Origin of the sequence: Salinarimonas ramus, from assembly GCF_014645695.1 — a bacterium.
Classification (GTDB): Bacteria; Pseudomonadota; Alphaproteobacteria; order Rhizobiales; family Beijerinckiaceae; genus Salinarimonas; species Salinarimonas ramus.
On sequence record NZ_BMMF01000001.1, the window covers coordinates 314,025 to 339,045 of the forward strand.

Genomic DNA, 25,021 nt, shown 5'->3' on the forward strand with positions numbered 1-25,021 from the left:
CGCCCGTCCGCGCGGTCAAGCCGGCACGCCCGGCGCTCTCTCGGCTACGAGCCGGTCTCAGGGCTTGTAGACGCCGCCGGGCACGGCCGAGGCCGCCTGCGGGCGGTCCCAGCGATAGGTCAGCGACACCGAGAAGATGTCGACCGACGGCTCGGCGGAGGCGACGTATTGCAGCTGCTGGAAGGACGGGTTGTTCGACGCCGCCGTCAGCGTCACCGGCGCCTCCTCCACGAAGAGGTGCGCGTAGGACGCGTCGAAGCGCAGCTGCTCGGTGAACTGATAGCCGACGCCGGCGGAGAGCCAGAGGCGGTCGTTGTCCGAAATGATGACCGTGCGCACGCGGTCCGACACCGCCGACCACTCGTAGGCGACGCCCGCGCGGAGCGTCAGGCGGTCGTTCCACTTGTACTCCGCGCCGGCGGACAGGTAGACGCTGTCGTCGTACTCGAAGTTGAGGAAGTTCTGCACCGTGCCGTTGGCGAGGCGGATCGGGATGTTGTCGAACACGCTCCAGTTCGTCCACTCGCCGCCGAGATGCACGGTCCAGCGATCGTTCAGCACCTGCGAGTAACCGACCGTGATCGAATCGGGCAGCTGCAGGCGCGCGCTCACCGGGATCGGGATGCCCGCCGTCGGGCCGACGCCGGCGGTGAGCGTGCCGGAGAGGTCGTGCTCGATGGTCGAGCGGTAGCTGATGCCGAAGGTCGCGCCCTCCCACGGCGTCAGAACGGCGCCGACGCGGAAGCCGAGCGCGAAGTCGTCGCCCTCGAGCGACGTCGAGGGGACGCTCGCGATCGTGGTCGGGATCGGCGTCAGCGCGCGCTTGAGGCCGATGTCGATGTACTGGAACTGCACCGCGGCGCCCAGCGACAGCATGTCGTTCACCCGCCAGCCGATCGTCGGCGAGAAGTTGAGCGTACGGATCGAGGCGGAGCGATTGTAGAAGGTCGCGAGGGAGTTCTGCGTCTCGGGCTTCGAGCTCAGGCCGTAGGGCGCGCCCGTGGTCCAGCCGAGGTAGAGGTCGCCGACCTGGAAGTTCGTGTAGGAGGCCGGCACGAAGGCGCCGTTGCCGCCGATGTTCCCCGTGCCCGCCGGAAGGCCGAGCAGCCGCGCCGTGCCGAGCGTGACGGGGTCCGTCACGTCGTATTCCGCCTGCGGCAGGATGTAGGTGGCGTTGAACTGCGAGTTGCGGCCCGGGAAGAGCGTGATCGCCGCCGGGTTCCAGGCCATGGAGCCCAGGCCGATGCCGCCCGAGGCGCCGCCGGCGAAGGACAGGCCGAGACCCTGGGCGCTCTGGCCCGACCGCAGCGAGAAGGAGCTGGCGTTCGCGCTGGTCGCGGCGACGAGAGCAGCCGCGGACACCGTGGCGAGGACGAGGGCCGAGCGAAGCGATGCCATGGTCGTTTCCTGTTTTGCGGGCGAGCCCGATTCGTTCATAGATGAACCATCTTCGACCGCGGGATCGGGCCTTGCAACCGGCCCGATGGCGTCCGCCACCGAGCGTAACCGTGAGCACGCCACCTCACGGCAAAGCGAAGACGGCTTAATTTGCTAAACGTCTGAGCAGCTTGTGCCCATGCGCTGAGCGCGGATGCGAGGTTCCCGCCTAGGACGATGATCCCGCTCGCCTTTTTTCCGTGCCCTCTTTGCCGCGTTCTGTTGCGCGCTCGCCACAGATCGGGCACGGCCGGGACGGCGGCACGTCCGCGCGTGCGCATCCGCGCGGTTGCCACGGCGCGCCCGGATCGCCATTCTCCGCCCCGCATCCAGGAGGACGACATGAAGCTGGTACGGTTCGGCGCGCCGGGCGAGGAACGCCCGGGTCTCATCGACGCGCACGGCGCGATCCGCGATCTCTCCGGCGAGATCCCCGACGTCTCCGGGCCCTGCCTCTCGGCGAAGTCGCTCACCCGCCTCGCGACGCTCGATCCGGAAAGCCTGCCGAAGGCGCCGGACGGCGTGCGGCTCGGCCCCTGCATCGGCGACGTCGGCCACTTCATCGCGGTGGGCCTCAACTACGCCGACCACGCCGCCGAGACCGGTGCCGCCATCCCCGCCGAGCCGATCCTGTTCTCGAAGGCGCCATCCTGCATCGTCGGGGCGAACGACGCGATCGAGCTGCCCAAGGGCTCGCAGAAGACCGACTGGGAGGCCGAGCTCGCCATCGTCATCGGCCGCCGTGCGAGCTACGTCGCCGCCAACGAGGCGCTGGACTACGTCGCCGGCTATTGCGTCTGCAACGACGTCTCCGAGCGCGAATTCCAGATGGAGCGCGGCGGCCAGTGGATGAAGGGCAAGTCCGCGCCCACCTTCGGCCCCCTCGGCCCCTGGCTCGTCACCGCCGACGAGGTGGGCGATCCGCAGGAGCTGGGAATTTTCCTCGACGTGAACGGCGAGCGGATGCAGACCGGCTCGACGCGCACGATGATCTTCTCCTGCGCGCAGCTCGTCTCCTACATCTCCCACTTCATGATCCTGGAGCCGGGCGACGTCATCACCACCGGCACGCCGCCGGGCGTCGGGCTCGGCATGAAGCCGCCGCGCTACCTGAAGGCGGGCGACGTCGTGCGGCTCGGCATCGAGAAGCTCGGCGAGCAGCAGCAGGTCGTGCGCGCCTTCCCCGGCTGATCGCGGCCGGGTGCGGGTCGATGACCGTCTACTTCACCGCGGACACGCACTTCTCCGATCCACGCGTCCTCGCCATCGACCGCCGTCCCTTCGCCTCGCTGGAGGAGCACGACGCGGCACTCGTCGCCCTTTGGCGGGAGACGGTTCGGGACGACGACGTCGTCTGGCATCTCGGCGACTTCGCCCGAGACCGGCCGGCCGGCCGCGCGGCGGAGATCCTCGCGAGGCTGCCGGGCGAGAAGCACCTGATCCTCGGCAACAACGATCCGCAGAGCGTCGCGACGGCGCCCGGCTGGGCGAGCGTCGGGCACTACGCGGAGATCGCGGTCGACGGCCAGCGGCTCGTCCTGTGCCATTACCCGTTCCGGACCTGGCACGACGGCTCGAAGGGCGTCGTGAACCTGCACGGCCATTCGCACGGGCGGCTGACGCCGATCCCACGGCAATACGACGTCGGGGTCGACGTCTGGGACCACCGGCCGGTGACGCTCGAGACGATTCGCGCGCGTCGCCGCCGCGGGCCGCCGGTGAAGCCGCCGGCACGCGCGAGGAAGACACCGTGACCCGCCTCCTGATCACCGGCTTCGGGCCCTTCCCCGGCGTCCCGCGCAACCCCACGGAGCGGCTCGCCCGCCGCCTCGCCGCCGATCCGCGCTGGCGGCGACGGGGCGTGGAGGCGCGCGCGCTCGTCCTGCCGACCACGTGGCGCGCGGTGGACGAGATCCTCCTTCCCGCGATCCGAGAGACCCGCCCCGACGCCGTCCTCATGCTCGGCGTCGCCGCGCGGCGGCGGGCGATCACGATCGAGACCCGGGCGGTGAACCGGGTCGGGCGCCTCCTGCCGGACGCGTCCGGCGGCCTGCCGGCGCGCCTCGCCTATCGGCTGGGCGAGCCGTTCGTGCGGCGCGCGCGCATCGGCGTGCCCCAGCTGCTTCACGCCATGAACGCGGCGGCGCCCGGTACGACGCGGCTCTCTCGCAATGCGGGGCGCTACCTCTGCAACGCCTCGTCCTACGCGGCGCTCGCCGAAAGCGGTCCGCGCGCGCTCGTCTTCGTCCACGTTCCGCTGCCGCGCGACCCGGCCCGCGCCACGTCCGCGCGCCCGAGCGAGGCGCAGACCCGCCGCGCGCTGGCCGCCGCGACGGCGATGGTGGCGCGGGCGGGCAGAAGGGCTCACCCCGGCAGCGCGTAGGTGCCTGTCGCGTGGCAGACGGGCTCGCCTCCCCCCGCGGCGGACGTGATGGTCACCTCGCCGACCGCGAGCCGGCGGCCGAGCTTCAGGAGGCGGGTGTCGGCGATCAGCGCCGCCTGAGGCGGCTTGCGCAGGAAGTTGAAGGAGAGGCTCGTCGTCACCGCGAGCGCCACCGGGCCGACATTGGCCAGAACCGCGACGTAGAGCGCGAGGTCGGCCAGCGTCATCATCGAGGGGCCCGACAGCGTGCCACCGGGGCGGACGTGGCGGGGATGGAAGTCGAGGCGCATGCGGGCGCTGAGCTCGCCGACCGCCTCCACGTGCCAGATCCGGCCGTCGAGATAGATCTCGGGAAACTCGCGCTCGAGGAAGGCCTCGACCTCCTCGCGGCTCATCACCGGGCGAGCGGGCCCCGAGCGCCGGGCCACGCCCTCGCGGATTGAAGCCGGCTCGCTCATCGGGCACTCTCCCCTCGCTCGGCGGGTCTCGCGCCCGCTCGCACGGCATCCAGCCCTCGCCGCGAGCGAAGATCAAGCCCGCGGCGACGAGATCGAGCGCACCCGCGCCTGGAGGAGAGCCATGAACGCGATTTCCGCCCTCGACGTCCCGCCGCTGCGCCGAAGCGACGCCGACGGCGTGGCGACCCTCGTCCTCGATCGCCCCAGCGCCCGCAACGCGCTCTGCGACGCGACGATCGCGCTCCTGCACGAGACGCTCGACGCCATCGCGGCCGATCGCGCGGTGCGCTGCGTGGTGCTCGCGGCCGAGGGTCCGGCCTTCTGCGCCGGGCACGACCTCAAGGAGATGACCGCGCGCCGCGCCGATCCCGATCGCGGGCAGGCCTATTTCGAGGACCTGATGCGGCGCTGCTCGGCGATGATGCAGGCGATCGTCGCCCTGCCTCAGCCGGTTATCGCGGCCGTCGAGGGCGTCGCCACCGCCGCCGGCTGCCAGCTCGTGGCCACCTGCGATCTCGCGGTCGCCGGCGAGAATGCCCGCTTCGCGACGCCGGGCGTGCATATCGGGCTCTTCTGCTCGACGCCGATGGTGGCCCTCTCGCGCAACCTCTCGCGCAAGCACGCCATGGAGATGCTGCTCACCGGCGAGCCGACCTCCGCCGCGGAGGCGCACCGCATGGGCCTCGTCAACCGCGTCGTGCCCGCAGGCACGGCGCTCGAAACGGCGCAGGCCTTCGCCCGCTCCATCGCCGGCCGCTCGACGCTGACCATCGCCACCGGCAAGCGCGCCTTCTACGCCCAGGCGGAGATGGGCCTCGCCGAGGCCTACGACTACGCCGCGCGGGTGATGGCGCAGAACATGATGGCGCGCGACGCCGAAGAGGGTATCAACGCCTTCGTCGAGAAGCGCCCGCCCCTCTGGGAAGACAGATGAACCACGACACCTATCCGGACGCGTACATTCGCGAGATCCTCACCACGACGAAGTCCATCGCGCTCGTCGGCGCCTCGAACAACCCGGCGCGGCCGAGCTGGATCGTGATGAAGTACCTGCTCGGCCGCGGCTTCGAGGTGATCCCGATCAATCCCGGCCAGGCCGGGGGCGAGATCCTGGGCCAGAGGGTCTACGCCTCGCTGGCCGATCTCGACCGGCCCGTGGACATGGTGGAAATCTTCCGCAATTCCGCCGCCGCCGGCCCCGTCGTCGACGAGGCGCTGGCGCTCGAGCCCAAGCCGCGAACGATCTGGATGCAGCTCTCGGTGCGCAACGACGAGGCCGCCGCGCGCGCCGAAGCCGCGGGTGTGAACGTCGTGATGAATCGCTGCCCGAAGATCGAGTTCGGCCGCCTGTCGGGCGAGATCTCCTGGCAGGGCGTGAACTCGCGGGTTCTTTCGGCCAAGAAGCCCACCCGCGCGGCGACCGGCGTGCAGAAGCTCACGCTCGGCTCCAAGCGCTGACGAGGAAGCGCCTCGTCAGGCTTTTCGCGCCACCGTGAACCGCGCCGCCTCCACGAGCACGCCGGCGCGCTCGCCGAAGGGCGCGAGCGCGGCCTGCGCCTCGGCGACGAGCCGGTCGCACTCGGCGCGCGCGGCCTCCATGCCGAGCGTGTCGACGAGGGTCCCCTTCCCGCGCTCGGCGTCCTTGCCCACGGCCTTGCCGAGCGCCTCCGCCGTCGCCTCGCGATCGAGGATGTCGTCGGCGATCTGGAAGGCGGCGCCCAGCGCTCGCCCGTAGGCGAGGAGACGCGCACGGTCCTCGGCGGACGCGCCGGCGGCGATGGCGCCGGCCTCCGCCGCGAAGGCGAGGAGCGCGCCGGTCTTCATGGCCTGCAGCCGGCGGATCTCGGCCTCGCTGAGCGTGCGCGGGCCGTAGCGTCCCTCCGCGGCGAGGTCGAGCATCTGCCCGCCGACCATCCCCGCGAGCCCGGAGGCGCGGGCGAGCCCGGCGACGAGCGCGGCGCGGATCGCGGGCGATGCGTCCGCGCCCTCCTGCGTCGCGACCTCGAAGGCCAGCGTGAGGAGCGCGTCCCCCACGAGGATCGCGGTCGCGTCGTCGAAGGCCTTGTGGACGGTGGGCTTTCCGCGGCGCATGTCGTCGTCGTCCATCGCCGGCAAGTCGTCGTGGACGAGCGAATAGCAATGGACGAGCTCGACCGCGAGCCCGGCCCGCAGGCCGGCCTCGTCGGGCCCGCCGAGGAGACGCGTCGCCTCCAGCGCGAGGAAGGGCCGCAGGCGCTTGCCGCCGGCGAGCGCCGCGTGCCGCATGGCCGCCATCAGGCGCTCGGGCCGCGCGATCTCGCCGGGGCGCGCCGTATCGTCGAGAAGCGCTTCGAGCCGCTGCTCGATGGTCGCGGCGGCCGCACGCAGGCGTGCGTCGAACGGGGTCTGCATATGCGACATGGTGCTCGAAACCTCGCGGAGAAGCGAGGTTCGGCTTGCAGCACGGACGCGGCCGGGTCAAGTACGAGGCCGGGCGAGGATCTCTGGTCGAGGACGATGGAGCCGATGAGCCGACGCGCCGAGACGACGGACGTGCCGCCGCCGCAGCGCCGCGGGCTCGCGCGACGCGTGGCGCGCGGCCTCTTTCGCCTCGCCTGGCGGTCGTCGGCGCTCGTCGCCCTCGCGCTCCTCGTGCTCACCCTGATCGGGATGGCGATCACCCCGGTCTCGACGCTGATGATCGGCCGCTGGGCGACGCTCGAGCCCGTCACGCGCATGGTCGTGCCGCTGGGATCCGTGTCGCCGCACGTGGCACGGATGGTGATCGCCTCGGAGGATTCGCGCTATTGCAGCCATCGGGGCGTGGATTTCGACGCGCTCTTCGCCGTGATCGAGGCCGGCGCCGAGCGCGGCGCCTCCACCATCGCCATGCAGACGGCCAAGAACGTCTTCCTGTGGCCGGAACGCTCCTACGTGCGAAAAGCGATCGAGATCCCGCTCGCGCTGTGGATCGATCTCGTCTGGGGCAAGAGGCGGGTGATGGAGGTCTACCTCAACGTCGCCGAATGGGGCGAGGGCGTCTTTGGCATCGAGGCGGCGGCGCAGGCGCATTTCGGCAAGAGCGCCGCCGAGCTCGGCCGCCGCGAGGCCGCTCTTCTGGCCACCGCCCTCCCCAACCCGCTGGGTCGCGATCCCGGTGCGCCGTCGGGCGGGCACGCGCGGCTGGCGGAGAACCTGATGGCCCGCGAGCGGGGCTCGGGCGAGATCTTCGGGTGCCTCGACGACTAACGCGCGCTCCGGCGTGGGGCGCTCACCGATGCCGAGCGCCCTCCGCGGCGAGGAAACGCGCCACGTCGTCGGGCGAGGCGAGGCGCACGACGGGCTCGTCCGGGTCCGGGAACTGGAAGCGGGAGACGTGATCGTCGAAGACGGCGTCGGAGAGCGCCATCCGCTCGCGCGTGACGTCGTTGGCCCGCCGCCGCGCCTGGATCTCGTCGAGCGGCGTCTCCACCAGCAGCACCCGGAAATCGGCCCCGTGGCGCGCCGCCACTGCCGCGCAGCGCTCGCGCAGGAAACGGAAGGCGAAGGTGTCGTCGACGATGGCCGAGCGCCCGGCCGAGAGGTGGCCGTCGAGCCGCTCCATGGCGATGTGGCTCGTGCGCTCCCACTCGTCGTCGTCGACGACGTTGCCGCCGTCGAAGCCCCGCTCGTCGTTGATGGCGTCGAGCGAGATCAGGGCGATGGAGAACGTCTCGGCGAGCCGTCGCGCGAGGGTGGACTTGCCGGAGAAGGCGAGGCCGCACATGGCATAGGCGATCGGCGTGTCACGCGTCATGTCGGCTCCCGCAGGTCCAGCGTCGCGCAGCGATATACGTGGAGCGACGCGCGAGGTCGACATCTCCGTCCGGGAGCGGGCGCCATGCCGCGGCAGCGGGCCGGCCGCACTCCGGAGGCGGGGTTCCGGCGTTCCCGAGAGGCTTTCCCTTCCCGTGCCCGGCTGCTAGAGAACCCGCTCACGTTCACGCCTCGCGAAGACGAGAGCCCGCACGCCTCGCGAAGACAAGAGCCTGGAAGTACGAAGCCATGCAGCCCTTCACGGTTCTCACCGGCGTCGCCGCGCCGCTCCGGATCATCAACGTCGACACCGACATGATCATCCCGAAGAACTACCTCAAGACCATCAAGCGCACGGGCCTCGGCAAGGGGCTCTTCGCGGAGATGCGCTTCACGCCGGACGGCGAGGAGATCCCGGGCTTCGTCTTGAACCAGCCGGCCTATCGCAAGGCGCAGATCCTGGTCGCCGGCGACAATTTCGGCTGCGGCTCCTCGCGCGAGCACGCGCCGTGGGCGCTGCTCGACTACGGCATCCGCTGCGTGATCTCCACGTCCTTCGCGGACATCTTCTACAACAATTGCTTCAAGAACGGCATCCTGCCGATCGTGGTCTCGCCGCAGGAGCTGGTGTCGCTGTTCGAGGACGCCGAGCGCGGCGCCAACGCCACCGTGACGGTCGACCTCGAGTTGCAGGAGATCCGCGGTCCCGACGGCGGCGTGATCCGCTTCGAGATCGACCCCTTCCGCAAGCACTGCCTGCTCAACGGCCTCGACGATATCGGCCTGACGCTCGAGAAGGCGGCCTCCATCGAGGCCTTCGAGCAGAAGCTCGCCGACCGCCCCTGGGCGTGAGGGACGCGCCCGGGGCTCGTCTCCGGGCCGCCGAGCCCGGCGTCGCGTCATGGGCCTTGCCGCCTCCTGCGCTCGGGGCTACCGATGTGGCAACGACAGGAGGAGGCGCCCCATGACCTACGAGACCATCCTCACGGAGACCCGCGGCAAGGTCGGGCTCGTGACCCTCAACCGTCCGCAGGCGCTCAACGCGCTGAACTCCACGCTCGTCGCGGAGCTGAACGAGGCCCTCGACGGCTACGAGCGCGACCCCGGCATCGGCTGCGTCGTGATCACGGGCTCGGAGAAGGCCTTCGCGGCGGGCGCCGACATCAAGGAGATGTCGGGCCTCTCCTACCCGCAAACCTATCTCGACGACTTCATCACCGCCTGGGACAAGGTGGCGGCGCGGCGCAAGCCCATCGTCGCCGCGGTGTCCGGCTTCGCGCTCGGCGGCGGCTGCGAGCTCGCGATGATGTGCGACTTCATCCTCGCCTCCGACACCGCGAAGTTCGGCCAGCCCGAGATCAAGCTCGGCGTCATGCCGGGCGCCGGCGGCACGCAGCGCCTCACCCGCATCGTCGGCAAGGCCAAGGCCATGGAGATGTGCCTGACGGGCCGCATGATGGACGCGGCCGAGGCCGAGCGCTCCGGCCTCGTCTCGCGCATCGTCCCCGCCGACCAGCTGGTGGACGAGGCGCTGAAGGTCGCCGCCACCATCGCCGACATGTCGCTCCCCATCGCGCTGATGACGAAGGAGAGCGTCAACCGCGCCTACGAGACCACGCTCGCGGAGGGCATCCGCTTCGAGCGCCGGGTCTTCCACGCCATGTTCGCCACCGCCGACCAGAAGGAGGGCATGCAGGCCTTCGTCGAGAAGCGGCCCGCGAAGTTCGCCAACGAGTGAGCCGGAACCGCATCATGGACCAGCCGACGACGCAGCGCCTCCCCACCTACGCCGACGTGGAGGAGGCCGCGGGCCGCCTCGACGGCGTCGCCCACCGCACGCCGGTGATGACCTCGCGCACGGCGAACGCGCGCACGGGCGCCGAGCTGTTCTTCAAGATGGAGAACCTGCAGCGCACGGGCGCCTTCAAGTTCCGTGGCGCCTACAATTCCATCGCGGCACTCGACGCAGATGCGCGGGCGCGCGGCGTCGTCGCCTTCTCCTCGGGCAATCATGCGCAGGCGATCGCCCATGCGGGCGCGCTGCTCGGCGCACCTACCGTCATCGTGATGCCCACCGACGCGCCGACGATCAAGGTGACGGCGACGCGCGAGTATGGTGCGGAGGTCGTGCTCTACGACCGCTTCACCGAGGATCGCGAGGCGATCGGTCGGCGCCTCGCTGCCGAGCGCGGGCTCGCGCTGATCCCGCCCTTCGACCATCCCGACGTCATCGCCGGCCAGGGCACCGCGACGAAGGAGCTGATCGAGGAGGTCGGCCACCTCGACCGAATCTACGTCTGCCTCGGCGGCGGCGGGCTCACGTCCGGCGCCTGCCTCGCTGCCGGCGCCCTCGCCCCGGGCTGCGCGGTCTACGGGGTCGAGCCGGAGGCGGGCGACGACGTGCGCCGCTCGCTCGAGGCCGGACGGATCGTTCAGATCCCCGTGCCGAAGACGATCGCGGACGGCGCGCAGACGACGGCGCCGGGCGCCCTCACGTTCCCGCTCCTGCAGGCGAACGTCGCGGGCGTCGTCACGGTCTCCGACGCGGCGCTCGTGGAGACGATGCGCTTCTTCGCCGAGCGCATGAAGCAGGTCGTCGAGCCCACGGGTTGCCTCGCCGCCGCGGCCGCCTTCGCCGCCGACGACCTCGCCGGAAAGCGCGTCGGAATCGTGGTGTCGGGCGGCAACGTCGATCTCGCCCGCTTCGCGGCGCTGATCGCCGGCTGAGCCGTCAGCCGGTCGCGTCCGCCGCCCACGCCTCGTCCGCCGTGCCGTAGAGACCGGCGCGGGCCACGATGCGGCGCGCCCAGGCGCGATGCACGGAGGGCTCGCACATGGCGCCCGCGTGCTGGAAGACAGCGCGCGCGTCCTCGGCGAGGATCGCGCGGGCGCTGGCGAGGTCGTCGGCCGCGACGGCGTAGGCGGCGTGGATCGTCGCCACCTGCATCGGATGAATCGCGGTCTTGCCGCTCAGCCCGAAGGAGACGTCTCGCGCCGCCTCGCGGGCGAGGGTCGCGGGGTCGCGCACGACGTCGTAGACGGGCGCCGTGAGCGCGAAGCCCGCAGGCACCATCAGCCCGACGAGCTGGGCTACGAGGGGCCCCAGCGGGCCCTCGTAGAGCGTCTCGCCCGCGACGCGGCGCAGACCGAGGCACCCGAGGAGGTCGTTGCCGCCGATCCGCAGCGCCAGCACGCGCCCGGCGGCCTCGGCGACGAGCTCGTCGCGCAGGTCGCGCATGGCGAGCGGATCGAAGACCTCCGGGGTCTCCAAGGTCGGCATCAGCAGGAGGTCGCGCCCGGCGAGCGCCTCCACCCAGGCGGTGACCTCGCCGGGCCGGACCTTGGGCGCGACGAGCCCGGTGAGCCGCTCCGCCCCGCGGATCTGCGCGATCTCGCGAGCCATGGCGAGGGAGCGCGGGCGCACGAACAGGAGCGGCGCGCCATGGGGCGTTTCCGGCACGCGGTCGAGATCGGCCAGGAGGCGGCGCAGGTTCGCGAGCGCGTCGCCGATCTCGCGCTCGGCGACGGCATCCTCCAAGCAGAGCACGATGGAGCGCAGGCCTCCGAGCTTGGCGCCGAGCGCCACCTCGCGGATGTCGGGGCGCGTGGCGGGCATGTAGAGCGTGGCGCCGAGCGCCAGGGGATCGATGGGAGGCGTGCGGTCCTGCATGGTCGTCGTCACGACACCCTCCTGATCAAGGTCAGCGCTCGGTAGGGCGCGATGCGCGCGCCCGCCTCTTCCAGAGGCACGCCGCGCTCGCGTGCGAGATGAACGAGCGCCGCGCAATCGGGGTCCGCCGCGGATGCGACGAAGATTCGCTCGGGCACGCGCCGCAGCACGGCGCGCGTCGCCTCGGCGATGCCGGGCTTGATGCGATTGCGATTGTCGACGCCGAACCGCACCGCGATGGCCTCGACGACCTCTCGCGACGCCGCCCGGCGCGCGGCGCGGCCGGGATCCTCGGGCCGGATCGGCGCGGCGTCGGCGAGCGCGGGTGCGACCAGCGCCCAGAGCGTCTCGACGTGCGCGCGCGTGACGTCGTAGGGCGCCAGATGGTCCCAGACCCGGCAGCCGTGGAAGTCGCCCGGCCCGACCGCCTCGTTGAGGATCGTACGCGACACGAGCCCCGAAACGGTGGCGCCGAGAATTCCCGAGGGGATCAGCCAGTCCTCGCCCGACGCCGAGAGCCAGGCGCAGCCGCACGGATCGGCGAGCGTGACGAGGCGCGGCGCGTAGTCCGGCCGATCGGCCAGCGTGCGCGACAGCTCGCCCGCTATTGCGCCCTTGCCCGTCCAGCCGTCGACGAAGACCGCGCCCTCGCTCGGCCGGCGCGACGCGACATGGTCGAGCGCGAGGGCGTCGATGCCACGGTCGCGGATGATGGACACGCCCGCATGCTCAACGTCCCGACCGAGCGCTTCGAGCGCTCGCTTCAGCAGCACGCCGAGCGGCGCGCCGGCGCGCACCAGGCTCAACAGCGTGATCGGCCCGGGGACGGCCTCGGCGAGGCCCTTGGCGAGCCCCGCGATCTCGCGGGCCGCCCGCGGCGCATGCCGCGCGAGCGCATCCGCGTAGATGGCGCGGTACTCGTCGGAGGGCGGGTCCTCGCGGCCGATCATCTCGGAATAATGCCGCGCGCCGGATTGGATCGCCCGCTCCTTCTCCTCGGTGGGCGTCTCGTCGATGGCGAGCGGGGTGAGCAGGAAGGCGATGTCGCCCGCCTCGAACGAGCCCGAAAAGCCGCCGAGCATCAATCCGCTCCCTCGCCCGCCGGGCGCCCGTCCAGCGCGCGGGCGAGCTGGCTGCCGGCCGGAAGCCCGAGGAAGTCGCAGGCCGCGAGGAACGGCAGATCGGTGAGGCTGTCGCCGAAGCCGAGCGCGGGCCGCGTCTCCTCGACGGCGCGCAGGCGCCCCAGCAGGAACTCGACCGCGCGACGCTTGGAGAGCACGGGCGGCAGGAGCCCGAGATTGTTGCCGTTGCGATGCACGGTCCAGCCGGCGAGGTCGAAGCCCGTCGTCAGCGCATCGACGACCTCGCCGAGCCGCTCGCCCTCGCCGTCGTTCTGCTTGAAGACGGCATAGGTGGACAGCCCGTCCTCGACGACGATCCAGGAGCGCACGTCGAGCGCGGTGTTCTCCGCCGCCGCGCGCCCGAGCGCGAGGAGCGCATCGAGCGTCTCCTCGTAGGCGCCGAGGTCGGCCGCCATGATCTCCGCCCAGGTCGGATCGACAGTCCCGTCCGCATCGAGGATCACGGCGCCGTTCGAGAGGATGGCGTGCGAGGCGAAGGGAATGGCGACGCGCCCGTAGGACTCGCGCGAGCGGGCCGTCACGGGGATCGTCTCGGCGGTGGCGACGATCCAGTCGACGAAAGCCTTCTGGCGGCGCGTCATCATCGAGTGCGCGCCGTTCGTCGCCTGCGCACCCAGCGTGAGATGCGCCTGCGGCTCGTCCGGCGGGCACTTGCGCAGGGTCTGGAACAGCGTGTCGTCGAGATCGACGAAGACGATCGGGCGGCTCATGCTCGGATTTCTCCGTCCTCGAGGATCTCGGCGTCGAGCGCGGCGACGAGCGCCGGATCGAGCGCGGCGCGCCCGGTCTCGACGCACACGAGAACCCGATCGTAGGGCGCGCGCGTGACGTTGTAGAGAAAGTTGGGGATGCCCAGGCCGTAATTGTCGCCGAAGGCGAGTGCCGTCTCGACGGCGTGCCCGATCGCAATGGGCGAGCGGGTGACCGCGGAGAAGCGCACGTCGGCACCCGCCGCCTCCAGCGCCTCGGCGAGGAGGAAGGGCGGGAACACGAACTCCCCCGTGCCGAGCACCAGGATGCGCTCTCCCGGCCGCGGCGCGACCGCCTCGATCCGCGCCGGGCGATGGTCGAGGACGCCAAGGCGTCCCCAGTCCCGCGTCGGGTCCGGCGAATGAGCGCCGCGGGCGGTGACGTCGACGGCGGGCATCTCGGGCGCCGGCGCGCCCTCCAGGGGCTCGTATCGGTACGCGCCTTCGAGCAGCGTGACGTTCCGGGCCCCGATGGCCTCGGCGGCGCGTCCCGCGGACCAGTCGGTCAGAGTCACCATCACGATCCGCTCCGGCGCGAGCCCGGCCCGCCGGAAGGCGGCGGCGAGGTTGGCGAAGGTGCGCCCCGTCGAGGCCTCGTCGTCGACGAGGACGAGGCTCTTCGCCCCGTGCGCGAGGGCAGCGATCCGCTCGTCCGTCGGCTCGTGGATCAGGTGGCGGGTGGCGTGGCTGTGCTCCTCCTCGAAGGTCAGCCAGAGCGGCGAGCCAAGCGGATGGCGCGTCGTCGCGAGATAGACGGCGTCGTCGCGCCCCGTGCGGCGCACGTAATCCTGGTGGACGCCCGCGCCGAGAGCAATGGCGGTCTCGGCCATGCCGACGACGAGGACCGGCCCCGGCAGGTCCGCGGGGATGCCGGCGGCGAGATCGCGGGTCGTCGCGCGCATGATCGCGGGCGCCACGGGGACGTGACGCCCGAGCACCTTCGAGACGAAGAGGAAGGCGCGCTTGGGATTGCGCCGCTCGGCGAAGCCGAACAGCGCGTGCGGGTCGTAGGCCGCACGCGCCACTTCCACCGCGATCGTCCCGGTCGTCAGCCGAGCCTCGAGCCGCATCTCGAGACGATCAGAGCGACGCGGTGCGGCGACGCCGCCAGCGCGCGATGGAGATCCAGACCCAGGCGACGAGGCCGGCGAGGATCAGGAGGAAGACGATGTTGAACCACGGGATCGGCGTGTATCCGGGCTCGACGCGCTCCACGGAGACGGCGTTCGGGAACCAGGAGAACATCGGCACGCGCCAGCCGTAATGGGTGACGAGCGCGGTGGCGCGATCCTCCGCCAGCTCCTGCGCGCGGGCCTGGACGTTGGCGGAATCGAACTTGAAGAACCAGGGGAAGCCCCAGCCCGTGTCCTCGTTGTAATAGACGCGCACGTCGTTGTCGTCGGGGTCCACGGCCTGGATGACGTAGACGTCGCGCGTGATCTGCGGCTGCCCGCTCGTCGCCTCCCCGGTATCCACACGGCGGATCTCGGTCCCGACGATGCGCACCACGTCGTAGCCCGGGAGATTGTAGTGGAGGAACGCGCCCACCGGCACGAGCACGATCAGGAGCACGAGCGCCTTGACCAGAGCTCCGCGAAATCTGTCCTTCATCCGTAAACTCCGACCAAGATGAGAATGCCGATCAAGAGGAGCGGGACGCCCACCAGCTGGATCCAGAGGCGGCGTCCCGTGGCGTGCCGCCATTGCGCGATGTCGTGTTCCAGATCGCGACCGTCAAGCTGGTCGGAGAGCCGCGCCGCGCGACGGCGGCGGATCTCGCCGAGCATGAGCACGAGCTCCCGCACCAGGGTGAGGAAGCCCGCGAGGACCAGGAAGACGACGAGCCAGCGCGTCACGCCGCCTGCTCCTGCGCCGGCGGGCCGGCCGCGAGCCGCGCGGACGTGCGCGGCAGGAAGACCGGCTCGTCGACGATCCGCACCGCGCGGGGCTCCTCGACCCCGAACGCGTCGCGGGGCGCCGCGACGCCGAGCAGCGTCGCCGCCGCGATGGCGGGGAGGTTCACGCCGGCGGCCGCGCTGTAGCCGATGCCGCCGGAATAGCGCGTGTTGACCTCGAGCACCTTCGGCCGGCCGCGCGCGTCCGCACGGGTCTGCACGTTGACGAGGCCGTCGAGGCGAAGCTCCGCCACGACCGCGGCCGCGAGATCCACCTCCGGCCCGCGGGTCGTCACGACCTGGAAGGCTCCCGTCTTGCGACGCGCCGCGGCGGCGACGAGGCGGCCCTCGTCGCACACGACGTCCACGGAATACTCGTCCCCGGGCAGGTATTCCATCGCGACCAGCCGTCCCTTCTCCCGCGCCTGGGCGTATCCTGACACGAAGACGCCCGGATGAACCACCCTGCGATCCGGGTCCTCCAGATGCGCGAAGGCGTCGGCGTTCGGATCGAGCCGCCAGAAGCCGCGGCCGTAGACGCCCGACGCCGGCTTCACGCACACGCCGCCCTCGGCGCCCTCGAGCGAGGCGAGCGCATGGGCGAGCCCCGCCTCGTCGACGACGGCGATGGTCTCGGGCACCGGCAGGCCCGCCTCGCGCAGGCGCGCCGCGAAGACGTCCTTGCGCTCGCACGTCTCCAGCGCCTCGCGGCTCGTCGCCCCGCAGGCGACGCGGATGCCGGCGGCGGCGAAGGTCTCGCGCGCCTCGACGAGGGCCGTGCGGTTGCGCATGGCGAGGATCGCGCCGACGCCGAGGCTGCGGGCGCGATCGAGGAGCCATTCGGCGTGAGGCGCGCCTTCGGCCCGCGGATCGGGCCGCGCGGGCTCGACGAGCGCCTCGTCGGCACCCTCGAGGATGTCCTCGCGGTCGTCGCAATGGGAGGCGAGGACGCGCAGATCGGCGTGGGAGAAGGCGGCGCGCGCGAGCCGGACCACGGCGCGCTGGCTCGCGTGGCCTTGGGTGAACAGGATCGTCTTCATGACGACATGAGCCCGTCATCGAGAGGGAGCATGAGCGTGAGCGGGCGCGCGGATGCGCGCTCGCCGATTCGCCACCGGATGGCTCGACGCGTACGCTCGACGGGCGACGCGCGCTCTCGGAGCGCTCGGCGATTCGGACGGGGCGAAACGAGAAGGGCGAAAACACGTGCGCGCGACGGTATTTCGACGTAACGTCTCGCGCTAGTGTTTCCGAGCTCGGCGGCTTGACAGAATTCCTTACCGCAACCACTTAGACGCGCAAGGGAATTTTGCTGGGTATCTGCTGGAACGATCCCGCACGAACGGGATCGACGGCTCCATCACCACCAACGCGCATCAGGGAGGCACGCATGGCGATCTCGTTGTCCAAGGGCCAGACCATCTCGCTCGCCAAGGAGAGCGCCGGTCTCTCGAAGGTGAAGATGGGGCTCGGCTGGGATCCCGTGAAGAAGAAGGGCGGCTTCCTGTCCGGCCTGCTCGGCGGGGGCGGCGGCGGCGACATCGACCTCGACGCGTCCTGCCTGATGTTCGACGCCGGCAAGCAGCATCTCGACACCGTCTGGTTCCGCCAGCTGAAGTCCAACGACGGCGCCATCGTCCATTCCGGCGACAACCTGACCGGCGCAGGCGACGGCGACGACGAGACCATCGCGGTCGAGCTCGAGCGCCTGCCGGCGGCCGTGCAGACGCTGGTCTTCACCGTGAACTCGTTCCGCGGCCAGACCTTCAACGAGGTCGAGAACGCCTTCTGCCGCCTCGTCGACGAGCGCGCCGGCAAGGAGATCGCGCGCTTCACGCTGACCGAGCAGGGCGCCCACACCGGCGTCGTCATGGCCGTCGTCAGCCGTGCCTCGGGCGAGTGGACGATGAAGGCGATCGGCGCTCCCGCAAACGGGCGCACGGCCCAGGATCTTGCGGGCGCGGCGGCCGCGCATATCTGAGACGCAACCGCGCGACGGCCGAGCTCGGGCATGCCCGGGCTCGGCGCGGACGCGACAGACGAGGGGGTGACACCGTGACCGAGCTCACGAAGGGCGCGAACGCGCCGGTCGACGCCAGCCAGCCCGTGGTGCGCGTACGCTTCGCGCCGTCAGGGGCGGTTCCCGAGATCGACGTCTCCGCCTTTCTGCTTCAGGGCACGGGCAAGGTCTCGGGCGATGCGGACATGGTCTTCTACGGCCAGCCGGACGGGCCCGGGCACGCGGTGCGCCTCACGTCGCAGAACGCCCCCGTCGAGGGCGGCGCGAAGGAGACGACCTTCGCGGTCGCCTTCGGCTCCATGCCCACGGGCGTCGAGAAGGTCGCGGTGACGGCGACGATCCACGACGGCGCCAAGCGGGGCGTCTCGTTCTCGAACCTCGCGACGCTCGAGATCGCCGTCCTCGATGGCGGCGCGCCGAAGGTGACCTACCGCGTCGAGACCGCCGGGATGAGCGAGACGGCGCTCGTGCTCGGCGAGCTCTACCTGCGCAATGGGCAATGGAAGTTCCGGGCCGTGGGCCAAGGCTTCGCCGGCGGGCTCAAGCCGCTGGCCGAGAGCTTCGGCGTGTCGGTCGACGACGAGCCCGAGCCGGCCCCGCCGCCACCTCCTCCGCCCCCTGCCCCGAGCGCGCGCCCGCCGAGCGTGCCGCGCGTGGGCGGCTCGCCCGCGCCGGTGCCGCCGACGCCTCCCGCTCCCCCGGCCCCCGCGCCGTCCGCGATCAACCTCTCCAAGGTGACGCTGACGAAGGAGCGCAAGTCGATCGACCTCGCCAAGAAGCCCGCCGCCGGCGGCGGCTACGGCGAGGTGCGCATCAACCTCAACTGGAACAGGTCGCAGGGCCAGCCGCAGGGCGGCGGCTTCTTCGGCTTCGGCAAGCCCAAGGGCGTCGACCTCGATCTCGGCTGCCTGTTCGAGCTCGCCGACGGCCGCAAGGGCGCCGTGCAGGCGCTGGGCGACTCGTTCGGCTATTTCGACGGCCCGCCCTTCGTGCAGCTCTCCGCCGACGATCGTACGGGCCAGAGCCAGGACGGCGAATGGCTGCGCATCAACGGCGCGCAATGGGACCAGCTCAAGCGCGTGCTCGTCTACGCCTTCATCTACGAAGGCGCGCCCAACTGGGCGGCGACGGACGGCGTCGTCACCGTCTACGCCCCCGAGCAGCCGCCCATCGAGGTGCGTCTCGACGAAGGCGCGAGCAACATGGGCATGTGCGCCGTGACGCTCATCGAGAACGTGGGCGGGCAGATGCGCGTCTCGCGCGAGGTCCGCTACTTCCAGAACCACAAGCCGATGGACGAAGCGTTCGGCTGGGGGATGCGCTGGACGCGCGGTTCGAAGTAGGATCCCGCGCCCCGAACCGACGCACGAACACGAACACGAAGAGGGAAGGACCACGACCATGGTGCTCGACTGGCTCAAGACGAACGTGACCAAGGCCCGCGAGGCGCTGCAGACCGAGGTCGGCCGCTTCAAGAACCGCGAGTTCATGGAGGCCGTGGTCTCCGGCTGCGCCCTCGTCGCCGCCGCGGACGGGGACATCTCCTCGTCCGAGAAGCAGAAGATGATCAAGTACATCGAGAACTCGGAGGAGCTGAAGGTCTTCAAGCTCGAGGAGGTGATCGCCTTCTTCAAGAAGATCACCGACAAGTTCGAGTTCGACGCCGAGATCGGCAAGGCCGAGGCGCTCAAGCACGTGGGCGCGCTGCGCAACAAGCCCGACGCCGCGCGCATCATGGTGCGCGTGTGCATCGCCATCGGCGCCTCCGACGGCAATTTCGACGACAGCGAGAAGGCGGTCATCCGCACGATCTGCCGCGAGCTGACGCTCGACCCGGCGGATTTCGACCTCTGATCTCCCTGCCGCGCGCGCTCCAACGCGCGAGCGGCCGACCTCCTCGATGCGCTCCCCCGGTCGCTGACCCGCTCGCGACCGGGGGCGTGCCGCATCCCCTCCCCTTCGTCCCCCGCTCTATTCCCCCGAAACCCTCCCGGAGCCTTCGCGCGCATCCATGAACGAGATCGGTGACTACCAGCTGGCGGTCCTCGCCTTCGGCTCCATCGCCTTCGGCCTGTTCCTGCTCATCAAGGGCGGAGACTGGACGATCGACGCGGCCGCCTTCATCGCCGAGCGCGCGGGGCTGTCCAAGCTCTTCATCGGGGCGACCATCGTCGCCTTCGGCACCTCGGCCCCCGAGCTGTTCACCTCGGTGAACGCCAACCTGACGGGTTTTCCGGGCATCTCGCTCGGCAACATCGTCGGCTCGAACATCGCCAACATCCTGCTCATCATCGGCGCTACCGCCTTCGTCTTCGCGCTCCACGGCAAGCCGTCGGAGCTGATGCGCGACATGGGCATGATGCTCGTCGCCACCGTGATCCTCGTCGCCCTGATGCTCTACGGCGTCGTGCCGCGCTGGGCGGGCCTGGGCATGTTCGCCATCCTCGCCGCCTTCATCGCCTACCAGTACTGGAAGGACGAAGGTGCAGCCGAGGAGGACGAGCACGACGACGACATCGAGGAGAAGGGCATCGATTCCGTCGGCAAGGGCATGGGCTTCCTGCTCGCGGGCCTCGTCGCGCTCGTCGTCGGCTCGGAGATGCTGGTGCAGGGCGCCGTCGCGGCGGGCTCGGCGCTGGGCGTGCCGGAGGCGATCATCGGCCTCACCGTCATCGCCATCGGCACCTCGCTGCCGGAGCTGTCGACCTGCATCGCCGCCGCGCTCAAGCGGCAGACGAACATGATCATCGGCAACATCGTCGGCTCGAACCTGTTCAACATCCTCTCGATCGTCGGCATCACCGCCATGATCAAGCCGCTGGCCATCGACCCGACCCTCGTCGACATCGACATGTGGGTCATGGCGGGCGTGACCTTCGCCTTCGCGGCCTGGATGCTGACGGTCTCGAAGATCGGGCGGCCCATGGGAATCGCCATGGTCGTCGCCTATCTCGCCTTCATCGTCTATTCGTATCAGGATCTCCTCTTCGCCTGATCGCACGCGTTCCATCACGAAGCGGCCTGCGCGGCGGGCCGCACATCACCGGAAGGAGACGACAATGGGTGTTTCTCTCTCGAAGGGCGGTAACGTATCCCTGTCCAAGGAGGCTCCCGGCCTGACGAACGTCATCGTCGGCCTGGGCTGGGATCCGCGCGCCACGGACGGCGCCGAGTTCGACCTCGACGCGAGCGTCTTCCTCGTCAAGGAGGACGGCAAGGTGCGTACCGACCAGGATTTCATCTTCTACAACAACAAGATCGGCGGCGACGGCTCTGTCGAGCACACCGGCGACAACCGCTCCGGCGAGGGCGAGGGTGACGACGAGCAGGTCAAGGTCGACCTGTCGAAGCTGCCCGCCGACGTGAAGAAGCTCGTCTTCAGCGTCACCATCCACGAGGGCGAGAGCCGCAAGCAGAACTTCGGCCAGGTCTCGAATGCCTTCATCCGCGTGATGAACGCGGCCGGTGGCGCGGAGATCGCGCGCTACGACCTCTCGGAGGACGCCTCCGTCGAGACGGCGATGATCTTCGGCGAGGTCTATCGCCACGGCGACGAGTGGAAGTTCAAGGCCGTCGGCCAGGGCTTCGCCGGCGGGCTCGGCCCGCTCGCCAAGCACCACGGCGTGAACGTGGGCTGATCGGCCTGAATCGAGCGCTTCCGCGAACGGCCCGCCGCGCATCCGCACGGCGGGCCGTTCCCGTTCAGGCGAGGCGGCGGATACTCGTCACCGGCCCGAAGCTCTTCTCCAGGATGCGGCTCCTGGCGTCGGCCAGCGGCTCGCTCGCCACGGCCATGTGATGGCCGTTGGCGTGGAGCAGGGTCTCGCCGTCGCGCATGATGCCGACATGGCCCTTCCAGAAGACGAGGTCGCCGCGGGCGAGCGCCGCGCCCTCCGGCAGCGCCTCGCCCAGCGCGCGCTCCTGCATGTCGGTGTCGCGCGGGCAGGCGCGGCCCGCGCCGTGGAGCGCCGTGCGCACGAGGCCCGAGCAGTCGAGCCCGAGGCTCGAGATCCCGCCCCAGAGATAGGGCGTGTGCAGGAAGCGCTCCGCCACCGCGACGAAGTCGGGCTCCGGCGCGGCGTCCTGTTGCGCGAGATGCGGCAGGTAGAGCCAGCCGGCACCGGGCGCGTGACCGAAATCGCCGCGCGTCTCCTCGATGGGGATCGCGGCGCCCATGGAGAGCCAGCCGGCGATGGGTAGCTTCATCGAGGGGCCGGGATAGAGGAAGGTGCGAATGGCCGCGACCCGGTGCGTCGGCGCGGGCTCGGCCTCGCCGAGCGCGTCCGCGGACAGGTAGCCGACATAGCCGTCGCGCACGAGCCGGGCGAAGGCGAAGCCCTCCTCGTCGACGTCGAGCACGTCCACCGCCTCCCCCATCAGCGCCTGCGTGTCGATGCCCGCATCGAGCCGAGGCTCGGGACGCAGGTCGACGAGCGGCGCCCGCACCCGGCGGCGCGCCGGCACGACGTAGCGCGCGGCGGCGACGACGCCCTCGAGCGCGGCATCGGCGAGATCGGGGCGGGCGAGGGTGAGGCGGCGGTCGGGGGTCATGCGCTGTCCGAATGAGGCGGGTCTTCTGTCCTTCCCTGTAGGGGAAGGTGGATCGGCGCCGAAGGCGACGAGACGGATGGGGCGCGCGGGACGCGCGTTCGGCGAAGCCGAAACCGACGTGTCCATCCTGGCACCGGGCTTTCCGCTTCGCGGAACGCGTCGCTCACGCGCCGCGCCCCATCCGTCACCGCGCTGCGCGCGGCGCCACCTTCCCCTACAGGGAAGGAAGGACGTGCGACCGGCCGATCGGGCGTGAGCGACGTCACGCCGCGACGCCGGCCATCAGCAGGCCGAGCTCGCCCTCGTTGGTCTCCTCGGGGCGGCGCTCGCCGGTGATGCGGCCGCCGCACATGGCGAGGATGCGGTCCGACAGGCTCATGATCTCGTCGAGCTCGACGGAGACGAGCAGGATCGCCACGCCCTGGTCGCGCAGCGCGATCAGCCGCTTGTGGATGAACTCGATGGCGCCGATGTCGACGCCGCGGGTGGGCTGGCCGACGAGGAGCACCCTCGGGCCGCGCTCGATCTCGCGGGCGAGGACGAGCTTCTGCTGGTTGCCGCCGGAGAAGTTCGCCGTCTTCAGCCGGGGCGCCGGCGGGCGCACGTCGTACATCTCCATCTTGCGCTGCGCGTCCTCGATCATGCGCGGGCGGCTCATGATCGGGCCGGTGCCGTAGATCGGATCGTCGGTGAAGCCGAGCGCCGCGCTCTCGAACGCTTCGAAGGCGGGGACGAGACCCATGCGGATGCGGTCCTCCGGCACGTGGAGGAGGCCCATCTTGCGCAGCCGATGCGGATCGCGGTCGTCCGCCTCGAGCGTGCGGCCCGCGAGCGCGATCGAGCCCGTCGCGATCGGCCGCATGCCGGCGATGGCCTCGAGCAGCTCGCTCTGCCCGTTGCCGGCGACGCCGGCGATGCCGACGATCTCGCCGGCGCGCACGTCGAAGGACACGTCGACGACGCGCATGACGCCGAGCGTGTCGGCGACGGAGAGATTGCGCACGGAGAGAACCGGCTCGCCGGGGCGATGCGGGCCCTTCTCGACGTGGAGCAGCACGTGGCGCCCCACCATCAGGTCTGCGAGCTGCGCGGGTGAGGTCTCGGCGGTGGGCACGGTCGCCACCATCTCGCCGCGGCGCATCACGGAGACGTAGTCCGTCGCGGCCATGATCTCGTGGAGCTTGTGGGTGATGAGGATCACCGTCACGCCCCGGGCCTTGAGCGTCCGGAGCAGCTCGAACAGGCCTTGCGCCTCGTGCGGGGTCAGCACGGCGGTGGGCTCGTCGAGGATGAGGATCTCGGCGCCGCGATAGAGCGCCTTGATGATCTCGACGCGCTGCTGGAGACCAACCGAGAGGTCCTCCACCAGCACGTCGGGATCGATGGTCAAGCCGTAGTCGCGGTCGAAGCGCGCAAGCTCGGCGCGCACCTTGGCCTCGCCGCCCGCGAGCAATTGCCCGCCCTCGGCGCCGAGCATGACGTTCTCGACGACGGAGAGCGTGTCCACCAGCATGAAGTGCTGGTGGACCATGCCGATGCCGGCGGCGATGGCGTCCGCGGAGGAGCGCAGCCGCAGCCGCTCGCCCTTGACCCGGATCTCCCCCGTATCGGCCTCGTAGAAGCCGTAGAGGATCGACATCAGGGTCGACTTGCCGGCGCCGTTCTCGCCCACGATGCCGTGGATGGTCCCGGCTTCGACGGTCAGGTTCACGTCCTTGTTGGCGTGGACCGGGCCGAAGCTCTTGTTGACGCCGACGAGCTCGATGGCGGGAGGCATTTGCGGCTCACCCTCACGCGGTACGCGACTTCACCGGATCAGAGGGACACGGCCGGGCAGGACGAGTCCGTCATGTAGTCGTGCACCTCGACCTCGCCGGAGACGATCTGCTCGCGGGCCTGGGCGACCGCGTCCTGCATCTCCTGCGTGATCAGGCTCTCGTTGTTCTCGTCGAGCGCCCAGCCCACGCCGTCCTCGGCGAGGCCGAGAACCTGCAGGCCCGGCTCGAACGAGCCCTCGAGGGAGGCCGTGAAGAGCTGCTCGGTGGCGTTGTCGACGCGCTTGAGCATCGAGGTGAGCACCGAGCCCGGATGCAGCATGTTCTGGTTGGAATCGACGCCGATGCCGAGCGCGCCGGCATCCGCCGCCGCACGGAGCACGCCGATGCCGGTACCGCCGGCCGCGTGGTAGATCACGTCCGCGCCCTGCTCGATCTGCGAGCGGGTGAGCTCGCCGCCGCGCACGGGGTCGTTCCAGGCGGCGCCGGTGGTGCCGGTCATGTTGACGATGACCTCGGCGTCCGGGTTCACGGCCTTCACGCCCTGGGCGTAGCCGCAGGCGAACTTGCGGATGAGCGGGATGTCCATGCCGCCGACGAAGCCCACGGTGCCGCTCTCGGAGGCGAGCGCGGCCAGCATGCCGACGAGGTAGGAGCCCTCGTGCTCCTTGAACACGAAGGAGGCGACGTTCGGCAGGTCGACGACGGAATCGATGATGGCGAACTCGGTCTCCGGGAACTCGGCGGCGACGCGCTCGAGCGCGGATTGCTGCGAGAAGCCCACGGCGAGGATCGGCGAGAAGCCCTGCTGGGCGAAGCGGCGCATGGCCTGCTCGCGCTGGGCGTCGTTCTGCGGCTCGAACTCGCGGAACTCGACGCCGCTCTCCTCCTGGAAGCGCGTGGCGCCGTTGAAGACGCCCTCGTTGAACGAGCGGTCGAACTTGCCCCCGAGGTCGTAGATGATGGCCGGGCGAACGTCGTCCTGGGCGGCGGCCGGACCGACCGCGGCGAAGGCCAGAGCCGTCGCGCCCAGGAGGGCGATGATCGTCTTCTTCATGTGAGCGGACCCCTCTTAAGGCACGGGGGCGTACGACCCCCGTTTGGTGCCAACGTGGCACGGGCTTTCCCGTACAGTAAAGCCCGTTCGCGTGGCAATGCGCCGGTTGT

Annotated in this window: 28 protein-coding genes; 14 read left to right on the forward strand and 14 right to left on the reverse strand. The window is 70.9% G+C overall.

The window, feature by feature from the left end:
- Window positions 1-57 precede the first annotated feature (57 nt).
- Window positions 58-1,398 (reverse strand): OmpP1/FadL family transporter, encoded by a 1,341-nt coding sequence (locus IEX89_RS01535; RefSeq protein WP_188908770.1) that lies wholly within the window; start codon window positions 1,396-1,398, stop codon window positions 58-60.
- Window positions 1,399-1,779: 381 nt separating this feature from the next.
- On the opposite strand from IEX89_RS01535, the gene IEX89_RS01540 reads away from it, so the two are divergent.
- From IEX89_RS01540 to IEX89_RS01550, 3 genes are read left to right on the forward strand one after another with little or no spacing between them, the layout of a single operon-like run.
- Window positions 1,780-2,628: a fumarylacetoacetate hydrolase family protein gene (locus IEX89_RS01540; RefSeq protein WP_188908772.1), complete on the forward strand. Its 849-nt coding sequence runs from the start codon at window positions 1,780-1,782 to the stop codon at window positions 2,626-2,628.
- 20 nt (window positions 2,629-2,648) lie between these two features.
- Window positions 2,649-3,191, forward strand: coding sequence for a metallophosphoesterase family protein (locus tag IEX89_RS01545; protein ID WP_188908774.1), 543 nt, complete (start codon window positions 2,649-2,651; stop codon window positions 3,189-3,191).
- Window positions 3,188-3,820 (forward strand): pyroglutamyl-peptidase I, encoded by a 633-nt coding sequence (locus IEX89_RS01550; protein WP_188908776.1) that lies wholly within the window; start codon window positions 3,188-3,190, stop codon window positions 3,818-3,820. Before IEX89_RS01545 ends, IEX89_RS01550 begins: the two co-directional genes overlap by 4 nt.
- Here the strand turns inward: IEX89_RS01550 and IEX89_RS01555 are convergent.
- The gene (locus IEX89_RS01555; protein ID WP_188908778.1) at window positions 3,802-4,278 is read right to left on the reverse strand and encodes a PaaI family thioesterase; all 477 of its coding nucleotides are present in this window, start codon (window positions 4,276-4,278) and stop codon (window positions 3,802-3,804) included. The genes IEX89_RS01550 and IEX89_RS01555 overlap by 19 nt on opposite strands.
- A 121-nt stretch (window positions 4,279-4,399) precedes the next feature.
- On the opposite strand from IEX89_RS01555, the gene IEX89_RS01560 reads away from it, so the two are divergent.
- Complete coding sequence (locus IEX89_RS01560) at window positions 4,400-5,212, forward strand: enoyl-CoA hydratase (protein WP_188908780.1); 813 nt, start codon at window positions 4,400-4,402, stop codon at window positions 5,210-5,212.
- Window positions 5,209-5,736 (forward strand): CoA-binding protein, encoded by a 528-nt coding sequence (locus IEX89_RS01565; RefSeq protein ID WP_188908782.1) that lies wholly within the window; start codon window positions 5,209-5,211, stop codon window positions 5,734-5,736. The genes IEX89_RS01560 and IEX89_RS01565 overlap by 4 nt, the downstream gene beginning before the upstream one ends.
- A 15-nt stretch (window positions 5,737-5,751) precedes the next feature.
- On the opposite strand, the gene IEX89_RS01570 is transcribed toward IEX89_RS01565, so the two are convergent.
- The gene (locus IEX89_RS01570) at window positions 5,752-6,678 is read right to left on the reverse strand and encodes a polyprenyl synthetase family protein (RefSeq protein WP_188908784.1); all 927 of its coding nucleotides are present in this window, start codon (window positions 6,676-6,678) and stop codon (window positions 5,752-5,754) included.
- 105 nt (window positions 6,679-6,783) lie between these two features.
- On the opposite strand from IEX89_RS01570, the gene IEX89_RS01575 reads away from it, so the two are divergent.
- Entirely contained in the window at window positions 6,784-7,506 is a 723-nt protein-coding gene (locus IEX89_RS01575) for a biosynthetic peptidoglycan transglycosylase (protein ID WP_373290543.1), read from the forward strand.
- A 22-nt stretch (window positions 7,507-7,528) separates the two neighbouring features.
- Here the strand turns inward: IEX89_RS01575 and IEX89_RS01580 are convergent, their stop codons facing one another.
- On the reverse strand, window positions 7,529-8,053 hold the full coding sequence (locus IEX89_RS01580) for an ATP-binding protein (protein ID WP_188908788.1): 525 nt from the start codon (window positions 8,051-8,053) through the stop codon (window positions 7,529-7,531).
- A 248-nt stretch (window positions 8,054-8,301) separates the two neighbouring features.
- On the opposite strand from IEX89_RS01580, the gene leuD reads away from it, so the two are divergent.
- The 3 genes from leuD to IEX89_RS01595 all read left to right on the forward strand — a co-directional run bounded on the left by leuD (window position 8,302) and on the right by IEX89_RS01595 (window position 10,779).
- On the forward strand, window positions 8,302-8,904 hold the full coding sequence (gene leuD / locus IEX89_RS01585; RefSeq protein ID WP_188908791.1) for a 3-isopropylmalate dehydratase small subunit: 603 nt from the start codon (window positions 8,302-8,304) through the stop codon (window positions 8,902-8,904).
- Window positions 8,905-9,016: 112 nt separating this feature from the next.
- Window positions 9,017-9,790 carry an enoyl-CoA hydratase gene (locus IEX89_RS01590; RefSeq protein ID WP_188908792.1) on the forward strand — a complete coding sequence of 258 codons (774 nt, stop codon included), beginning with the start codon at window positions 9,017-9,019 and terminating at the stop codon, window positions 9,788-9,790.
- 14 nt (window positions 9,791-9,804) lie between these two features.
- Window positions 9,805-10,779 carry a threo-3-hydroxy-L-aspartate ammonia-lyase gene (locus tag IEX89_RS01595; protein ID WP_188908794.1) on the forward strand — a complete coding sequence of 325 codons (975 nt, stop codon included), beginning with the start codon at window positions 9,805-9,807 and terminating at the stop codon, window positions 10,777-10,779.
- 4 nt (window positions 10,780-10,783) lie between these two features.
- Here the strand turns inward: IEX89_RS01595 and IEX89_RS01600 are convergent, their stop codons facing one another.
- The 7 genes from IEX89_RS01600 to IEX89_RS01630 are packed head-to-tail and all read right to left on the reverse strand — an operon-like array spanning window position 10,784 to window position 16,548.
- Window positions 10,784-11,734: an HpcH/HpaI aldolase/citrate lyase family protein gene (locus IEX89_RS01600; protein ID WP_210317547.1), complete on the reverse strand. Its 951-nt coding sequence runs from the start codon at window positions 11,732-11,734 to the stop codon at window positions 10,784-10,786.
- A complete protein-coding gene (locus IEX89_RS01605) occupies window positions 11,731-12,804 on the reverse strand; it encodes a cysteine protease StiP family protein (protein ID WP_188908797.1) in 1,074 nt (357 codons plus the stop codon). Before IEX89_RS01605 ends, IEX89_RS01600 begins: the two co-directional genes overlap by 4 nt.
- Window positions 12,804-13,574, reverse strand: coding sequence for an HAD family hydrolase (locus IEX89_RS01610; protein WP_188908799.1), 771 nt, complete (start codon window positions 13,572-13,574; stop codon window positions 12,804-12,806). The genes IEX89_RS01605 and IEX89_RS01610 overlap by 1 nt, the downstream gene beginning before the upstream one ends.
- Entirely contained in the window at window positions 13,571-14,683 is a 1,113-nt protein-coding gene (locus IEX89_RS01615; protein ID WP_188908801.1) for a phosphoribosyltransferase domain-containing protein, read from the reverse strand. The genes IEX89_RS01610 and IEX89_RS01615 overlap by 4 nt, the downstream gene beginning before the upstream one ends.
- Before the next feature lie 10 nt (window positions 14,684-14,693).
- Entirely contained in the window at window positions 14,694-15,224 is a 531-nt protein-coding gene (locus IEX89_RS01620) for a DUF1523 family protein (RefSeq protein WP_188908803.1), read from the reverse strand.
- The gene (locus IEX89_RS01625; RefSeq protein ID WP_188908805.1) at window positions 15,221-15,469 is read right to left on the reverse strand and encodes a hypothetical protein; all 249 of its coding nucleotides are present in this window, start codon (window positions 15,467-15,469) and stop codon (window positions 15,221-15,223) included. Before IEX89_RS01625 ends, IEX89_RS01620 begins: the two co-directional genes overlap by 4 nt.
- On the reverse strand, window positions 15,466-16,548 hold the full coding sequence (locus tag IEX89_RS01630) for an ATP-grasp domain-containing protein (protein WP_188908807.1): 1,083 nt from the start codon (window positions 16,546-16,548) through the stop codon (window positions 15,466-15,468). Before IEX89_RS01630 ends, IEX89_RS01625 begins: the two co-directional genes overlap by 4 nt.
- Before the next feature lie 350 nt (window positions 16,549-16,898).
- Here IEX89_RS01630 and IEX89_RS01635 point away from each other — a divergent pair, with 350 nt between their 5' ends.
- The 5 genes from IEX89_RS01635 (at window position 16,899) to IEX89_RS01655 (ending at window position 21,166) form a co-directional block, all read left to right on the forward strand.
- Window positions 16,899-17,489: a TerD family protein gene (locus tag IEX89_RS01635; protein WP_188908809.1), complete on the forward strand. Its 591-nt coding sequence runs from the start codon at window positions 16,899-16,901 to the stop codon at window positions 17,487-17,489.
- Between the two features lie 74 nt (window positions 17,490-17,563).
- Window positions 17,564-18,871, forward strand: coding sequence for a TerD family protein (locus IEX89_RS01640; RefSeq protein ID WP_188908812.1), 1,308 nt, complete (start codon window positions 17,564-17,566; stop codon window positions 18,869-18,871).
- A 58-nt stretch (window positions 18,872-18,929) separates the two neighbouring features.
- A complete protein-coding gene (locus tag IEX89_RS01645) occupies window positions 18,930-19,382 on the forward strand; it encodes a tellurite resistance TerB family protein (RefSeq protein ID WP_210317548.1) in 453 nt (150 codons plus the stop codon).
- A 157-nt stretch (window positions 19,383-19,539) separates the two neighbouring features.
- A complete protein-coding gene (locus IEX89_RS01650; protein ID WP_188908819.1) occupies window positions 19,540-20,523 on the forward strand; it encodes a calcium/sodium antiporter in 984 nt (327 codons plus the stop codon).
- Window positions 20,524-20,587: 64 nt separating this feature from the next.
- Window positions 20,588-21,166, forward strand: a complete 579-nt coding sequence (locus IEX89_RS01655) for a TerD family protein (protein WP_188908821.1) — start codon at window positions 20,588-20,590, stop codon at window positions 21,164-21,166.
- A 64-nt stretch (window positions 21,167-21,230) separates the two neighbouring features.
- Here IEX89_RS01655 and IEX89_RS01660 read toward each other — a convergent pair whose 3' ends face one another.
- From IEX89_RS01660 to IEX89_RS01670, 3 genes are all read right to left on the reverse strand, one after another.
- Complete coding sequence (locus tag IEX89_RS01660; RefSeq protein ID WP_188908824.1) at window positions 21,231-22,079, reverse strand: C40 family peptidase; 849 nt, start codon at window positions 22,077-22,079, stop codon at window positions 21,231-21,233.
- 262 nt (window positions 22,080-22,341) lie between these two features.
- The gene (locus tag IEX89_RS01665; protein WP_188908826.1) at window positions 22,342-23,856 is read right to left on the reverse strand and encodes an ABC transporter ATP-binding protein; all 1,515 of its coding nucleotides are present in this window, start codon (window positions 23,854-23,856) and stop codon (window positions 22,342-22,344) included.
- A 38-nt stretch (window positions 23,857-23,894) separates the two neighbouring features.
- Window positions 23,895-24,911 carry a BMP family lipoprotein gene (locus IEX89_RS01670; protein ID WP_188908828.1) on the reverse strand — a complete coding sequence of 339 codons (1,017 nt, stop codon included), beginning with the start codon at window positions 24,909-24,911 and terminating at the stop codon, window positions 23,895-23,897.
- Window positions 24,912-25,021 lie beyond the last annotated feature (110 nt).

Excerpts from the sequence above, each read along its gene's own strand:
- leuD (WP_188908791.1), top strand. The coding sequence starts at position 8,302 with ATGCAGCCCTTCACGGTTCTCACCGGCGTCGCCGCGCCGCTCCGGATC.
- IEX89_RS01670 (WP_188908828.1), bottom strand. The coding sequence starts at position 24,911 with ATGAAGAAGACGATCATCGCCCTCCTGGGCGCGACGGCTCTGGCCTTC.
- IEX89_RS01535 (WP_188908770.1), bottom strand. The coding sequence starts at position 1,398 with ATGGCATCGCTTCGCTCGGCCCTCGTCCTCGCCACGGTGTCCGCGGCT.
- IEX89_RS01610 (WP_188908799.1), bottom strand. The coding sequence starts at position 13,574 with ATGAGCCGCCCGATCGTCTTCGTCGATCTCGACGACACGCTGTTCCAG.
- IEX89_RS01555 (WP_188908778.1), bottom strand. The coding sequence starts at position 4,278 with ATGAGCGAGCCGGCTTCAATCCGCGAGGGCGTGGCCCGGCGCTCGGGG.
- IEX89_RS01565 (WP_188908782.1), top strand. The coding sequence starts at position 5,209 with ATGAACCACGACACCTATCCGGACGCGTACATTCGCGAGATCCTCACC.
- IEX89_RS01605 (WP_188908797.1), bottom strand. The coding sequence starts at position 12,804 with ATGCTCGGCGGCTTTTCGGGCTCGTTCGAGGCGGGCGACATCGCCTTC.
- IEX89_RS01660 (WP_188908824.1), bottom strand. The coding sequence starts at position 22,079 with ATGACCCCCGACCGCCGCCTCACCCTCGCCCGCCCCGATCTCGCCGAT.
- IEX89_RS01665 (WP_188908826.1), bottom strand. The coding sequence starts at position 23,856 with ATGCCTCCCGCCATCGAGCTCGTCGGCGTCAACAAGAGCTTCGGCCCG.
- IEX89_RS01645 (WP_210317548.1), top strand. The coding sequence starts at position 18,930 with ATGGTGCTCGACTGGCTCAAGACGAACGTGACCAAGGCCCGCGAGGCG.
- IEX89_RS01570 (WP_188908784.1), bottom strand. The coding sequence starts at position 6,678 with ATGTCGCATATGCAGACCCCGTTCGACGCACGCCTGCGTGCGGCCGCC.
- IEX89_RS01620 (WP_188908803.1), bottom strand. The coding sequence starts at position 15,224 with ATGAAGGACAGATTTCGCGGAGCTCTGGTCAAGGCGCTCGTGCTCCTG.
- IEX89_RS01595 (WP_188908794.1), top strand. The coding sequence starts at position 9,805 with ATGGACCAGCCGACGACGCAGCGCCTCCCCACCTACGCCGACGTGGAG.
- IEX89_RS01635 (WP_188908809.1), top strand. The coding sequence starts at position 16,899 with ATGGCGATCTCGTTGTCCAAGGGCCAGACCATCTCGCTCGCCAAGGAG.
- IEX89_RS01560 (WP_188908780.1), top strand. The coding sequence starts at position 4,400 with ATGAACGCGATTTCCGCCCTCGACGTCCCGCCGCTGCGCCGAAGCGAC.
- IEX89_RS01580 (WP_188908788.1), bottom strand. The coding sequence starts at position 8,053 with ATGACGCGTGACACGCCGATCGCCTATGCCATGTGCGGCCTCGCCTTC.
- IEX89_RS01615 (WP_188908801.1), bottom strand. The coding sequence starts at position 14,683 with ATGCGGCTCGAGGCTCGGCTGACGACCGGGACGATCGCGGTGGAAGTG.
- IEX89_RS01575 (WP_373290543.1), top strand. The coding sequence starts at position 6,784 with ATGAGCCGACGCGCCGAGACGACGGACGTGCCGCCGCCGCAGCGCCGC.
- IEX89_RS01650 (WP_188908819.1), top strand. The coding sequence starts at position 19,540 with ATGAACGAGATCGGTGACTACCAGCTGGCGGTCCTCGCCTTCGGCTCC.
- IEX89_RS01545 (WP_188908774.1), top strand. The coding sequence starts at position 2,649 with ATGACCGTCTACTTCACCGCGGACACGCACTTCTCCGATCCACGCGTC.
- IEX89_RS01590 (WP_188908792.1), top strand. The coding sequence starts at position 9,017 with ATGACCTACGAGACCATCCTCACGGAGACCCGCGGCAAGGTCGGGCTC.
- IEX89_RS01630 (WP_188908807.1), bottom strand. The coding sequence starts at position 16,548 with ATGAAGACGATCCTGTTCACCCAAGGCCACGCGAGCCAGCGCGCCGTG.
- IEX89_RS01540 (WP_188908772.1), top strand. The coding sequence starts at position 1,780 with ATGAAGCTGGTACGGTTCGGCGCGCCGGGCGAGGAACGCCCGGGTCTC.
- IEX89_RS01655 (WP_188908821.1), top strand. The coding sequence starts at position 20,588 with ATGGGTGTTTCTCTCTCGAAGGGCGGTAACGTATCCCTGTCCAAGGAG.